We start from the raw sequence: 12,216 nt of genomic DNA on the forward strand, positions 1-12,216 counted from the left end.
ATGGCCCTGCGTCCCTCGTTGCAGGACGTGTTGAACGCGCTCCAGGCCGAAGGCCAGCTTGAGCCCGACGCCTTGAACCGGGCCCGCGTGGCCCTGGAAGCCCATCAGCGCCAGTCCGTGGCCGTGCCCTGGTTCGTGAAGGCCTTCGCTGGCGTCGGCGCCTGGCTGTCCGCCATCTTCGTGCTGAGCTTCTTCGCCTGCGCGGGCCTCTGGGAGGAGCAGGTAGTGATGGGCGTGGTGGGCCTGGGCCTGTGCGCGGGCGCGACGATGCTGCGCCGCACGCTGCGCGGCGTCTTCGTAGAGCAGCTCGCGCTGGCGCTGTGTCTGGCCGGCGCCGCCATGGCCTCCGCCAGCTTCGGCATCGAAACGGAGAACGAAAACGTCGCCGCGACGCTGGTGCTGGTCATCAGTGGCGTGCTGCTCTTTGTCTACCCGGACGCCATCCTCCGCTTCCTGAGCACGTTGGGGATGGTGAGCGCGGCCGGCTTCCTCGCCTGGCACCTGGTGGGCGGCTTCGCACTGGACCTTCTGATTCTGGGCTGCGCTGCGCTGATGTACTTCCTCTTCCTGGAGCAGGCCCGGCTGCGACGGGGAACCACGGGCGAACTGGTGGGGCCGGTGGCCTTCGCGCTCGCGTGCGCCATCCCCGGCGTGCTGCTGGCGCGCGGCATGAAGGACGTGGCCCGACACTTGTTCGACACCGTCTCCGCGCTCCCGGATGGCGTGCTGACGCTAGGGCTGACGGCCCTGACGCTGTACACGGCGTGGCGGGTGCTGCGTGAGCTGGCGCTGGAGCCCACCGGCGTGGCGGGCGCGGCGGTGTTCGCGGCGCTGACGCTGGTGGCCGTGCTCACGCCCCATACACCGGCGGTCATCACCGCCGTGGGCATGCTGGTGCTCGGCTTCCACCGGCGCAGCAGCGTGCTGCTGGGGCTGGCGGTGGCGTACCTGCTCGCGTCCGGCAGTTGGTACTACTACGACCTGGGCCTCACGCTGCTGGCCAAGTCGCTGGCGTTGATGGGCAGCGGCCTGGTGTTCCTGGGCCTGCGTTCGTTCCTGCTGCGGCGCTTCCCCGCCCCGGCGTCGGAGGTGCGGTGATGGTGCGCACGGCGGTCATCTTCGGCGGGCTGGCCTTCGCGCTGCTCGTCCCCGCGGGGCTCGTCGTCCAGAAGGAGCACGTGCTGCGCTCGGGCACGCCGGTGCTGCTGGAGCTGGCCCCCGTCGACCCGCGCTCGCTGATTCAGGGCGACTACATGGTGCTGGACTACGCCATCAGCCGCGAGCGGGACGCGAATCCCGCCACCACCGCCAAGGACGGAAACATGGTGCTGCGGCTGGACGCGAATGGCGTGGGCTCCTTCGTGCGCTTCGACACGCCCGACACCCCGCTGGCGCCCGGCGAGCTCAAGCTCCGGTACCGCCTGCGCAAGGAGCGCTTCCGCCTGGGCGCGGAGGCCTTCTTCTTCCAGGAAGGTCACGCCGACCGCTACGAGGGCGCCCGCTACGGCGAGCTGCGCGTGGCGGACAGCGGCTCCAGCGTGCTGGTGGGCCTGAGGGACGCGCAGCGCCAGCCCCTGGGCCGCTGACGCCCCGCTATCCCACGCCGATCTCCTTCCCCACACTCGGAGCAAATCGAGAAAAGGCCGGGGCTTGCTCTCCGCCGGCCTTTGGTGCATCATCAATTTTGATTTCGATATTCAAAATCAAAATCAAGGATGACGACGATGCCCGGTCAGGGATGCGGCAAGACGGTACTGGCGCGAGGTCCATGCGCGGAAGTGACGCAGTGCTCGTGCGGGCACATCCACCTGGCCATGGGGCCGGTGACGATTCGCGTGGAGGAGGAGGTCCTCCGCGCCATCGGGATGACGCTGGCGGAGGCGCTCCAGCAACTGGGGACACCGCTGGAGGCCTTGTCAAACGAGGACGCCGGGCCCCTGGCGATGAGCACGCTGGCCGGTGGCGGGTGGAAGCAGTGAGCGCCACCGGCACGTTGCGGCTGCCGCGGACGGATGTGTCCGCGCGTGTGAAGCGGCTGGTGGAGCCCCAGCCCCCTGCGTCCCAGCAGCAACCCCAGGCCACCACCCCGGCGCCACTGTCCGTGCTGCTGGCGGAAGGCACGGCGAAGCTGGCCGAGCAGGCGGAGCGCTCCCTGTTCATCCAGTCCCTCTTCTTCGACGCGTGGGAGGGCGGCATCTACGGCCAGTACGTCCGGGCGCAGCACTACGTGAGCCACCTGCGGCAGCTCCACACGCTCTACGCGGCGTTCGAAGCGGCGCTGCCCCACGTCATGGGCACCACGCTCACCACCGCACTGCTGCTGCCCGAGCTGCGGCTGGCCTCCGCGCTGGAAGCGGACCTGACGTACTTCTGCGGCGAGTCCCGGGCGGACACCTTCGCCTGCGTGGAGACGCGGCTGCACGCCGAGCGCATCCGGGAGGTGGCCGAGAACGCCCCTCACCTGCTGGTGGCGCACGCCTACGCGCGCTGCGTGCTGGACGTTTTCAGCGGGCACCGCCGGGCGCGGCGAATCACGGATGCCTTCGAGCTGGCGGAAGGCCAGGGCACCGCCTTCTACGGCACGGTGCCCGAGGCCGGGCTGGCGGCCTTCCGCGTCCGCTTCCACTCGCGCATCGACGGACTGGAGCTGGAGGAGGACGAGGCGCGCGAGGTGGTGCAGGAAGCGCGCATGGCCTTCCGGCTCCACGCGCTCGTGTGTGACGAGCTGGCCCGGGGCGCCACGGGCATCACCGCGGGCCCCCACGCAGACGCCCGGTAGCTTCCCGGGCGCCGCGACTCAGATGGCTTCGACCTCCGACAGCAAGTCGGAGAAGGGCGAGCCCTCCTCTCCCAGCGCCTTGTAGAGCGAGTCCACCTTCTCCAGCTCGCGCTTGAGCGCCTTGTGGTGGTTGCGGTTCTTCACCAGGCTCTCACGGCCCAGCAGCTTGAAGCCCTCGTCCCGCCCCACCTGGCGGATGGCGAGCCCCAGCACCATGCCGCGGAAGGCATCGGCCAGGTCCAAATCCAACGGGGCATTGCGGCGGCGTGCTTCGGCGACGAAGGCCTGCGCGGCCGCGCGCAGCGCCTCCGGCAGCGGCCGGGCTCCCGGGGCCTGCTCATAGTCGAGCGCCCGCGCGACATGCTTCTCGTGCAGCACCAGCTCGCCCGAGGCGTCCGCGTGCTCCACCATGGCCAGCGTGTAGGCGCGGCGGACGATGTTGTCGAGTTGCCGCAGGTTGCCCGGCCAGGGACTCCCCACCAGCAGCCGCTCCGCCTCCTTCATCAGCCGGGCGTGGCCGTCCGGCGAGCGCTCGCGGTGCCGGCGGTTCACCATGTACTGCGCCCACAGAGGGATTTCGTCCTGGCGCTCCTGCAGGGCCGGCATGCGCACCGGCAGCACGTTGACGCGGTAGTAGAGGTCCTCGCGGAAGCGGCCGGCGCGGACCTCCGCGTGCAGGTCCGCGTTGGTACCGATGATGAAGCGCACGTCCGCCTGCCGCTCACCGGTGCCCTCGCCCAGCGGCCGGTAGCTGCGCGACTCCAGCAGGTGCAGCAGCCCCGCCTGGGCCTTGAGCGACAGCTTGTCGATTTCGTCGATGAACAGCGTGCCGCCCTCCGCGCGGGCCACGCTGCCGGGGGCATCTCGCACCGCGCCGGTGAAGGCGCCCTTCTTCCAGCCGAAGAGCTCCGCCATCTGGAGGTCTTCCGGCACCGTCACCAAGTCCAGCGTCTCGAAGGGCTTGCCGCGGCGGTTGGAGCGCTCGTGGCACCAGCGCGCCAGCCGTGACTTGCCCGCGCCGGTGGCGCCGCTGATGAGGATGGTCTCATCCTGCAGCGCGAAGACGCGGAGGATGGGCAGCAACTCCGCCATGGAGCGCCCCACCACCGGGAGGAACTCATCCACCTCCGGCCGGGCCACGGGCCGCTGCGGCAGTCGGGCCAGGTACGGCGCCGCCACGTCCGCCAGCAGTTGGAGCCGGTCCCCCGCCTCCAGCCAGACGAAGTCCTGCCCCATCGCGGCCAGGCAGTCCGCCTCCAGCGAAATCATGCCCTCGATGTCCCCACCCGGCGTGCGCAGCGGAAGCACGCAGACGTGTGTCGCATGACGGCCCAGGAAGCGCTGCCGGCTCTCATGGCTGTTGAAGCCCGCCAGGCTCGGGTCTCCCGTCACAGGGGCGTTGGGCGCATGGGGCTGCACCGTCCCGACATTCACGTCGATGGAGACCGCGCACCGGTGCTCCACCACCGCGCGCCAGGCCGTGGCGGAGGTGAAGAAGGGCGTGCCTACACTGGCATCCGTAATCTCCGCAGCCCCTACCTCCAGCGCGGCCAGACTGCGGTAGGCCTCGCCTGGGCGGAGGTGGACGATGCCTCGCAACACCCGGCCCCGGGCTGCGTACCGGCTGGACGCAACGGCCTCCTGGGCGACGGCCTGCAGCCGCCGGAGCGTTGCGGCAGCCGCGGCCTCGAAGTCCTTGGCTCCCCGCAAATCCGTGAGGAGTTGCGCCATCTCGTCTTGCATCCACTCGCCTCCGTCCAATGCCCTCCGACAGGCTCTGTCAGGAACCACATCAGGGAAACGGAGTGTAGCGGAGATGAAGAACGCGGAAGGAGCGGCCCCTCCTTCCGCGTTCCCGAAACTCCAATGCTGCGGGGCAGCCCGGTTTCCCGAAGCGCCACGGCAAAACGACATGCGCGTCCCGTGCCAGACGCGACATTCGTGTGATTCCAGGGGGATGGGTGAACGCGGCCACCACGAGGGGCCTGAGTTGCGTTCCAGCAGAACGCGCCCGCGTCCCATCAGAACGCAGGCCGCCCAGAGTTCACCAGGAGTGCCTCTCCAACCCTCTCAAAACGCCCTCATCGTGAAATCTTGCGCGATTTCTGGGGCGTCGAGGCCCTCTTGGGTGCTTTCCGCGCGGACGCACGCCCAGGCTCGGCAGGGTCCACGGACGGAGACTCGGGGTCCGGCTGGAGGACGAAGACGCGGTCCAACCGGAGGCTGCCCCGCTCCACAGGTGCGTTGATGTCGTAGTCGAAGGTGTACCCGGCCAGCACCCGCATGCCCGCGTCGCGGAACAGCTTCGCCGCCTGGGCATTGCTGTACGTGCGGAAGTGCCACTGGGTTTCGATGAGCCAGTCCTTGTCCGGCCCGGTGACGCGCAGGCGGTTGCGCATGGGCGAGCGCCGCGCCCGCTGCTCCGGAAGGCCCTCGTTCGTGTTGCAGACGACGCGGTCCTCCCCCACCTGCCCCACCCAGCGCTCGTGTTCGGGCCGGGCGCGCGCATAGTCCGTGAGGTGGAAGCCGAGCACGTAGATGCCGCCCGGCTTCAAGAGCCGCCGCGTCCCCAGCAGGTGCTGGCGCGCCGCGGCCTCACTGTCCAGGTAGCGGAAGGTCGACACCAGGCAGTGCGCCAGGTCCACCTGACCCTCCAGCGACGGGTCGGCGAAGGACTCCATGCGTGACGGCCCCAGCTTCACGCGCCGCCGCTGCGCCGGCGTCAGGCGCTTTCGCGCATGGGCCAGCATCGCCTCGGAGATGTCATAGCCCACCACCCGCAGGCCCCGGCTCGATGCCTCCTCCACGAGCCGCCCCGCGCCGCAGGCGGGCTCGAGCCACAGCTTGCCGCCCGTGCCGAAGCGCTCGCTGAGCGTCTGGAGGAAGTCCACCTCGCGCACGGTGTCCGTGCCGAAGATGGCTTCGTAGTACTGCGGGTGTTCGTACCAGTCGGTGCGTTTTTCCATGAAGGGCGCTCAGTGGCCGGGGTGCTCGGGGTGCCCCATCAGCCGCGCGAGCAGGAACATCAGCAGCAGGCCCGCGAAGAGCGCCAGCACGTTGCGGCCCGGCTGGTCCTTGCCGTGCCGGTGCACGTGGGGCAGCAGGTCCGACACGGCGATGTAGAGGAACGTGCCCGCGGAGAAAGCCAGGGCCTTGGCCGCGAGGCTTTCGAACTGCAGCATCGCGTCGAAGAGGAAGTAGAGCAGCGCGCCGGCCGGCACCATCATCCCGTACAGCGTGGACAGCGACAGGATGGAGGCCTTCGAGCGCCCCTCCGTCTTGAGGATGGAGGCCAGCGACAGCGCGGAGGGCACTTTGTGCGCGACGATGGCCAGCAGCGCCATGCCCCCCACGCCCTCCTCCACCGCCGACCCCAGGGCAATCCCGTCAAACAACGTGTGCGTGGACAGCCCCAGGAAGGCGGTGAGCCCCAGCACGTGGCCCGGATGCACCGAGTGCCCGGTGCCCGCCATGGTGTCTCCGTGGGAGATGTCCTCGCCCGCGTGCGCGACGAGGTAGCGCTCCAGCACCAGCAGGAAGGCGAAGCCCGCGGGCACCAGGGCGAAGGCCCACCATCCGCCACCCAGATACGCCTCCGGCAGCATGTGGAAGAAGGCGGCGCCCAGCATCACGCCCGCGGCGAAAGCCAGGAAGCGCACCAGATGGGTGGGACGGTCGTTCAAGACGACGACCACGGCGCCAGCCAGCGCGCCGAGGACGATGATGAGGGAATACAGGGCCACCGTGGCCAGGACCGGCGACATGGGGCGCGCACCCTACATCAAAAAACCAAATCAGTAGCGCCGGAGCACCAACAACCCCACCCGGCCCGGTTTCACCTCCACCGGATGCTCCGTCACCTGCCCCCAACTCGTCACACGCACGGTGTGATTCCCCGCGGGCACGCGAAAGCGCGCCACCTGGAACTCCGCGGGCAGGGAGAGCCAGGAACGCAGGTCTGGCGCATTCATCGCGCTGAGGACGAGGAAGGTCAGCACGCCCAGTTCATCGCTCTTCGTCAGCGCGCCCACGCCCGCCGCCACGCCCGCCTTCACGGCCACGCCAGCGAGCTGCTTCGCCAGCATGCGGCCAATCCGGTCATTCAGGTGGACCACGGCCACGTCCGCCAGGGACGTCACCGTCACCGCCTGCTGGGACTGGCCCTCCAGGGCGACACTCACGGGCGGCGCGAGCCCCCGGTTCCGGTAGGTGGGGACTTCAATCAGGTCGCCACCGCCGCCCGGGTCCCTGGAGCCGCGCTGCTTCTCGGGAGACAGGCCCGCCTCCACCACGACGACGAGCTGCCCTTCGTCCGGCGCCAGCGGAGCGTGCGGGACGTCCGGGTACTTCGCCAGCAGCTCCGCGTACATGTCGTCGCGGCCCACCTTCTTCGCCAGCCGTAGCAGGGGCTCGGCCAGCGCGTCCTTGCGGGGCGCGATTTCATAGGCCTTCGCGTAGTCGATGTAGGCCGAGTCCCAGTCTCGCTGGTCCTCCCGGATGACGCCGCCCAGGTAGCGGGCAATCGCGAGCTGCTCGTAGGGCTTCTTCTCCTCGGCGATCATCTTCTCCAGGCGCTCGTTGACCTGGCGGACCTCCACCATGGCGGCTTCGTCGTCGCCCAGCTCCGCGTAGTTGAGCGCCTGGAGGACGGAAATCATCAGCTTCTCGAAGTCCTCCCCGCGGTAGGTGCGCTGACGCTCGTTGGTGACGAGCGTCTTCGCCTCCTCGCTGACGGAGACACTGTCGATCTGCTCGCTGAGCCGCTCCGCCTCCTCGAGCACGGCGTTGCTCTCCGCCCACTGCCCGGCGGCGTGCAACACCATGCCCTGGTCCATCAACACCAGCAGGCGGTCCTGCGCGGGCCCTTCCTTCGCCGCGGCCTCCAGCGTGGAGAGCGCGCGCGAATAGTCCCCGGACTGGTATGCGGACCGCACGCCCCGGGTTCGCGCCACATAGTCACCCGCGCAGCCCGACGACAGGAGGAGCACGCTCGCGAGCGCGAGCGCGCCCCACCCGCTCAGGCGGACCGGGCTGCGGGAGTGGATGGACATGGAAGGGTGCGCCCGTTACCAGCTCACGCCGCGCTTCTCGAACTTCTTGCGAATCTGCTTCTCGTCCGTCCACTCGATGAGGCCGGTCCGCACGTTGCTGAGCTTCGCGGTCATCTTGTAATAGACGAGCTTGTCACGGCCGACCTCCTGGATGATGGAGGCGAGGTCGCCCGTCATCAGGAAGTCCACCGACGTCTGCTGACCCGGGCCCTTGGCGGTGTTCGGGTCGACGTAGCCGGACTGCTGGTACTCGTACTCCTCGGCGATGTCCTGGCGCGCCTGCTGGTCCACCAGGGCGAAACGGCCCGTCTGCGCCAGCGCCGTCTGAATCTTGTCGCCCAGCGAGCGCATGTCGATGTGCTCGGAGGTGCTGTTCTTCAGCTTGCCCACCAGGACGATGGGCAGCGAGCCATCCGGCCGGGGCTGGGAGAAGCGCGGCGAGGTGGCGAGCGACTCCGCCATCTTCTTCGCGATGAGCTGCAGGTCGTTCTCGTTGAAGCGGTCCGACAGCATCTCGATGGTGTTCGGGTCCTCGTACGTGCCACGCGTGAAGGCGCGCGGGCCCGTGCAGGCGGACAGCGAAGCGGCGAGGCAGGCGGACAGAAGCAGGCGGCGGGTGTTCATGGTGCGGGTCACTCCTAGTTCCATTCGCATTCGAAGCGGCTGCCTTCGAAGTTCCACTTGTAGGCGAGCACCGCGTCGCGGCGGTACCCGGCCGTCAGGCGGCAGACGTTCTGCAGCGACGCACGAGGGTAGTCGAAGGTGTAGCGCTGCGACCGCGACAGCTCCTGCGCGGTGAGCTGGGACGGATGCGTGAGCGTGGGGCTGGCGCTGGCGACAACCAGCACGTTGTGCTTGCCGTAGGTGCGCAGCGGCACCTGGCCCGCCAGCTGGACACGGCGCACGGTGCGCGCGACGAGGATGTCGCTGCGGTCCACCGTCGTCTCGTGGCTGTTGCGGCGGCTCAGCAGCTCCGGGATGTTGGCGGTGAAGACGCGGGTGATGTCTCCGTCGTCCACGAAGAAGTAGAGGAACGCCTCGCGCGCGGTGCGGCTCTCACCGGTGAAGTCCAGCGTCACCAGCAGGTTCAACCCGCGGTTGGGCGCCAGTCCGTGCCGGGACACCGCGGCCAGCACGTCCTTGTCCACGCCGGCCTTCTTGAGCCGGATGAGGCCGTCCGCGCTGGCGTCGCAGGCGCAGCGGCGCTCTTCAATCATCTTCACGAGCTGGGCGGGCTCGAAGCCAGCCTGGGACAGCTTCGTCAGCTCTTCGTCGGTGAGCGGGAGCTGGTCGGAGCGCTCGTAGATGCGCGGGAGCTGGTTGGGGTCCCACTGGATGATGTTGTAGGTCTGCACGTCTCCGGCCGGAAACGGCAGGTTCACCTGCGGACTTCCCCGGCCGGAAACAGAGACGGGCGCCTGGCTGGAGGCCAACGCCAGCGTGGCGGCAAGCAGTTGGGCAATCATGTCGAAGCCTCCTTGCTAGAACTTGTAGCCCACGGACATGCCCAGCCGGTGCGTGACGCCGCCACCGCCAATGGGGATGTCCGGGGTGTAGTTGAGGGCCATGAGGATGTTCTCGTGGTCCCCCAGCAGGATTTCGGCACCCAGCTGCGGGGAGATGCCAAAGCGCAGGCCCTCTCCCTCCGGGATGACGATGGCGCCGGCCTTCAGGCCCGCGGTGAACACCAGCGGCCAGCCCCAGGTCCGGAAGCGCGGGCCCACCATGCCGACGAAGCGGCCCCCGTCGAACACGTAGGCACCACTCACGTCCAGCTGGTACCAGTCCGCGCCCCACAGCGACAGCGTGGCGCCCACGAACAGCGGCGGGCCTTCCGGCGCGCCCCGAGGCGGCTTGCGGGAGTTGATGGCCGCGCCCCAGTCGAGCTGGAGCGACACGCTCCGGCCTCCGGGACCGCTGTAGCCCCCCTTGCCGTACTCGGACTCCTCTGGACCGTCCGTGCGGCCTCGGGATTGGGCACTGGCGGTCAGCGGCACGGTGGCGGCCACCATCGCAAGGGCCCCACACAACCTGACATGACGCATCATCTCGAAGACTCCCCCGGGCGGTAGGTGCGAATTTCCAGCGCTATGACGGCGCGGCGCGCCGACTATTCAAAACCCCATGCCCCCAGGCAAGGGCTCACTGCGCCTGGGGGGCAGCCCGCCTTCACGCCCGAGGCGGCGTGGGCGGCGAATCCGGGGAAGCGGACAGCTGCGCCGGGTCCAACTCGGGCGGCGGGAAGGGACGCGCCTCCGTGCGGGTGACGGGCAGCCACAGCGGGTGGGCGCGCAGGAAGGCCACCAGCTTCTCGCGCACCAGGGCCCGCAGGTCGAAGAGCTTGCTGAAGTCCGACACGCTGACCAGCGCGCGCACCGTGAGGGTCCGGTCCAGCACGTCCAGGACGACCACCGTCGCCACGCGGCCGTCCCACATGGACTTGCCCTCGTTCTCCAGGATGCGGCGCAGCTCCACGCGGAGCGCGTCGATGTCCGTCTGGAAGTCCACCTGGAGGATGACGGGCCCCAGCATCTCCGGATTCCCCTTGCTCCAGTTCTGGAAGGGCTTGTCCAGGAACTGGACGATGGGGATGACCAGCCGGCGCTGGTCCCACGTCCGCAGCACCACGTAGGTGAGCGTGATTTTCTCCACCGTGCCCCACTCGCCCTCGGTGATGAGGGTGTCGCCAATACTGATGGGCTGGGTGATGGAGAGCTGGATGCCGGCCAGCAGCGTACCAATGGACTTCTGCGCCGCGAGACCGAGCACCAGGCCGGCGATACCGGCGGAGGCCAGCAGTGACACTCCGACATTGCGCACCACCTCGAACTGGATGAGCAGCAGCGCCGCGGCGATGACGTAGGTGGCCACCTCGAAGATGGCGCGGAGCACCACCAACTGCGTGCTCACGCTGCGCGCCCGTGCCGCGTCCTTCATCTCCGACGACACGCGGCTCTGCACGAAGGCGACGGAGACGTGGAGGATGCGCAGCACGGCCCAGGCCAGCGCCACGACGCTCAACGAATAGCCAATCCGGATGAACACGCCCTGCGCCGGACGAGGCAGCCGCAAGAGCAGCGTGCCCACCACCAGCAGCGCGGAGAAGGTGAGCAGCTTCAGCGGCCCCTTCCCCGAGGAGACCACATCCTCCTCCCAGGTGAACCGGGTCCACCGCGCCACACGGCGGGCGAAGGCCAGGACCAGGCGCTCCAGCAGCACCGCCAGGCCCAGGCTGCCCAGCACCGTCACCAGCAGCCCCAGCCACTGCCAGGGCTCCAGTCCCAGCACCGTGTCACTGAAGAAGAAGGCCGGCAGGAGGCCCACCAGCCGGGGGCCATACTCCGCGAAGAGCGGGTCCACCTGCCGCACCGTGGACTCGCTGAAGACCCAGACCTGCGCCCCCTCTGCAGAGGAGACACGCTGGACGCGGACAGGGACGTTGTTCCCCTGCAACGGAATGGTGCCCAACTGGTCGTAGCGCGCGTCGGCCGGGTCGCCCTCCTGCTCCTTGCTCAGCGAGCCCACGTCCACGGGCAGTTTGCGGTCCAGCACGAACTTGAGCGCGCGGGCCAGTTGGAAGCCCCGCTCCGCCTGCTGGGCGCGGGGGATGTAGTCCAGGTCCAGGTAGTGCGCCGCCAGGGCGTAGTCCCCTCGGTGCGCGGCGGCCAGAAAGCCCTGCACGGTGGCCTGCGGCGTCTTCCGGTCCACCGAGGGGGGCGGCGGGCTGAGACCTGCGTTGAGCGCGGCGGCAGGAAGGCTCCACAGCAGCCCCAGTCCCAGGACGAGTGCTCTCAGGGTCCATCTGTCACGGTGCATCATGGCGGACTTCCATATCCCTTTTTGGATGTCTCACTGGAAAGAAGTCGTCCCCGGAGACCCGGCGGGCGAGCGTGCGGCGGTGGACATCCGAAATCAGGGAAACGCCGGCCCCGGGAGCGCACGGGAAAGCGTTGGTGCGGCGCGTGGGGGTAGGATAGATAAAGGAGTGAAGGAAGGTCGCCGTGTCCGAGAAGCGAAGAATCCTCCTGATTGATGACAGCGAGATTACGCTCGCGATGGAGAAGGCCGTGCTCGAAGCGCGCGGCTACGAGGTCATCGCCACCTCCACGCTCATGGAGTTCGAGAAGACGCTGCAGACCTGGCGCCCGGACCTCATCCTCACCGACATCCACATGCCCGAAGCCAAGGGCACGGATATCTGTCGCACTCTGAAGAACGAGTACGGCACGCAGGACATCCCCATCGTCCTCTTCTCCAGCCTCCCGGACGACGAGCTGTCCAAGCTGGCCGAACAGGTGGGGGCAGACGGCTCCCTGTCCAAGGTGAACGGACTGGAAGCCATGGGTGAGAAGATCGACGAACTGGTGCAGAGCATCCTCTGGTGAA

13 protein-coding genes are annotated in these 12,216 nt (G+C 68.9%); 5 read left to right on the top strand and 8 right to left on the bottom strand.

Annotated features, from left to right (window positions below):
* From F8M74_RS25490 to F8M74_RS25505, 4 genes are all read left to right on the top strand, one after another.
* Positions 1 to 1,098, top strand: a complete 1,098-nt coding sequence (locus tag F8M74_RS25490; RefSeq protein WP_141254964.1) for a DUF4401 domain-containing protein — start codon at positions 1 to 3, stop codon at positions 1,096 to 1,098.
* Positions 1,098 to 1,586 (top strand): GDYXXLXY domain-containing protein, encoded by a 489-nt coding sequence (locus F8M74_RS25495; protein ID WP_171410250.1) that lies wholly within the window; start codon positions 1,098 to 1,100, stop codon positions 1,584 to 1,586. The genes F8M74_RS25490 and F8M74_RS25495 overlap by 1 nt, the downstream gene beginning before the upstream one ends.
* A 138-nt stretch (positions 1,587 to 1,724) precedes the next feature.
* The gene (locus tag F8M74_RS25500; protein ID WP_026113777.1) at positions 1,725 to 1,979 is read left to right on the top strand and encodes a hypothetical protein; all 255 of its coding nucleotides are present in this window, start codon (positions 1,725 to 1,727) and stop codon (positions 1,977 to 1,979) included.
* Positions 1,976 to 2,779 carry a heme oxygenase (biliverdin-producing) gene (locus tag F8M74_RS25505; protein WP_141254966.1) on the top strand — a complete coding sequence of 268 codons (804 nt, stop codon included), beginning with the start codon at positions 1,976 to 1,978 and terminating at the stop codon, positions 2,777 to 2,779. The genes F8M74_RS25500 and F8M74_RS25505 overlap by 4 nt, the downstream gene beginning before the upstream one ends.
* An 18-nt stretch (positions 2,780 to 2,797) precedes the next feature.
* Here the strand turns inward: F8M74_RS25505 and F8M74_RS25510 are convergent, their stop codons facing one another.
* From F8M74_RS25510 to F8M74_RS25545, 8 genes are all read right to left on the bottom strand, one after another.
* On the bottom strand, positions 2,798 to 4,522 hold the full coding sequence (locus tag F8M74_RS25510; RefSeq protein ID WP_171410251.1) for a sigma-54 dependent transcriptional regulator: 1,725 nt from the start codon (positions 4,520 to 4,522) through the stop codon (positions 2,798 to 2,800).
* A gap of 338 nt (positions 4,523 to 4,860) precedes the next feature.
* Complete coding sequence (locus F8M74_RS25515; protein WP_141254968.1) at positions 4,861 to 5,745, bottom strand: bifunctional 2-polyprenyl-6-hydroxyphenol methylase/3-demethylubiquinol 3-O-methyltransferase UbiG; 885 nt, start codon at positions 5,743 to 5,745, stop codon at positions 4,861 to 4,863.
* A 9-nt stretch (positions 5,746 to 5,754) separates the two neighbouring features.
* A complete protein-coding gene (locus tag F8M74_RS25520; RefSeq protein WP_090490250.1) occupies positions 5,755 to 6,543 on the bottom strand; it encodes a ZIP family metal transporter in 789 nt (262 codons plus the stop codon).
* Positions 6,544 to 6,573: 30 nt separating this feature from the next.
* Positions 6,574 to 7,830, bottom strand: coding sequence for a COG3014 family protein (locus F8M74_RS25525; RefSeq protein WP_141254969.1), 1,257 nt, complete (start codon positions 7,828 to 7,830; stop codon positions 6,574 to 6,576).
* Between the two features lie 15 nt (positions 7,831 to 7,845).
* A complete protein-coding gene (gene lpoB, locus F8M74_RS25530) occupies positions 7,846 to 8,454 on the bottom strand; it encodes a penicillin-binding protein activator LpoB (protein WP_090490447.1) in 609 nt (202 codons plus the stop codon).
* Between the two features lie 14 nt (positions 8,455 to 8,468).
* Complete coding sequence (locus F8M74_RS25535; RefSeq protein WP_141254970.1) at positions 8,469 to 9,296, bottom strand: hypothetical protein; 828 nt, start codon at positions 9,294 to 9,296, stop codon at positions 8,469 to 8,471.
* Between the two features lie 15 nt (positions 9,297 to 9,311).
* Positions 9,312 to 9,878, bottom strand: coding sequence for a hypothetical protein (locus F8M74_RS25540; RefSeq protein WP_140794704.1), 567 nt, complete (start codon positions 9,876 to 9,878; stop codon positions 9,312 to 9,314).
* A gap of 121 nt (positions 9,879 to 9,999) precedes the next feature.
* On the bottom strand, positions 10,000 to 11,649 hold the full coding sequence (locus tag F8M74_RS25545) for a mechanosensitive ion channel family protein (RefSeq protein ID WP_141254971.1): 1,650 nt from the start codon (positions 11,647 to 11,649) through the stop codon (positions 10,000 to 10,002).
* A gap of 182 nt (positions 11,650 to 11,831) precedes the next feature.
* On the opposite strand from F8M74_RS25545, the gene F8M74_RS25550 reads away from it, so the two are divergent.
* The gene (locus F8M74_RS25550; RefSeq protein ID WP_002634498.1) at positions 11,832 to 12,215 is read left to right on the top strand and encodes a PleD family two-component system response regulator; all 384 of its coding nucleotides are present in this window, start codon (positions 11,832 to 11,834) and stop codon (positions 12,213 to 12,215) included.
* Position 12,216: the final 1 nt, after the last annotated feature.

The sequence above is a fragment of the Myxococcus sp. CA023 genome (genome assembly GCF_010998615.1).
GTDB lineage: Bacteria > Myxococcota > Myxococcia > Myxococcales > Myxococcaceae > Myxococcus.

Coding starts and splice junctions, on each gene's coding strand:
- lpoB (WP_090490447.1), bottom strand. CDS start 8,454: ATGAACACCCGCCGCCTGCTTCTGTCCGCCTGCCTCGCCGCTTCGCTG.
- F8M74_RS25545 (WP_141254971.1), bottom strand. CDS start 11,649: ATGATGCACCGTGACAGATGGACCCTGAGAGCACTCGTCCTGGGACTG.
- F8M74_RS25535 (WP_141254970.1), bottom strand. CDS start 9,296: ATGATTGCCCAACTGCTTGCCGCCACGCTGGCGTTGGCCTCCAGCCAG.
- F8M74_RS25540 (WP_140794704.1), bottom strand. CDS start 9,878: ATGATGCGTCATGTCAGGTTGTGTGGGGCCCTTGCGATGGTGGCCGCC.
- F8M74_RS25515 (WP_141254968.1), bottom strand. CDS start 5,745: ATGGAAAAACGCACCGACTGGTACGAACACCCGCAGTACTACGAAGCC.
- F8M74_RS25510 (WP_171410251.1), bottom strand. CDS start 4,522: ATGCAAGACGAGATGGCGCAACTCCTCACGGATTTGCGGGGAGCCAAG.
- F8M74_RS25495 (WP_171410250.1), top strand. CDS start 1,098: ATGGTGCGCACGGCGGTCATCTTCGGCGGGCTGGCCTTCGCGCTGCTC.
- F8M74_RS25490 (WP_141254964.1), top strand. CDS start 1: ATGGCCCTGCGTCCCTCGTTGCAGGACGTGTTGAACGCGCTCCAGGCC.
- F8M74_RS25520 (WP_090490250.1), bottom strand. CDS start 6,543: ATGTCGCCGGTCCTGGCCACGGTGGCCCTGTATTCCCTCATCATCGTC.
- F8M74_RS25525 (WP_141254969.1), bottom strand. CDS start 7,830: ATGTCCATCCACTCCCGCAGCCCGGTCCGCCTGAGCGGGTGGGGCGCG.
- F8M74_RS25500 (WP_026113777.1), top strand. CDS start 1,725: ATGCCCGGTCAGGGATGCGGCAAGACGGTACTGGCGCGAGGTCCATGC.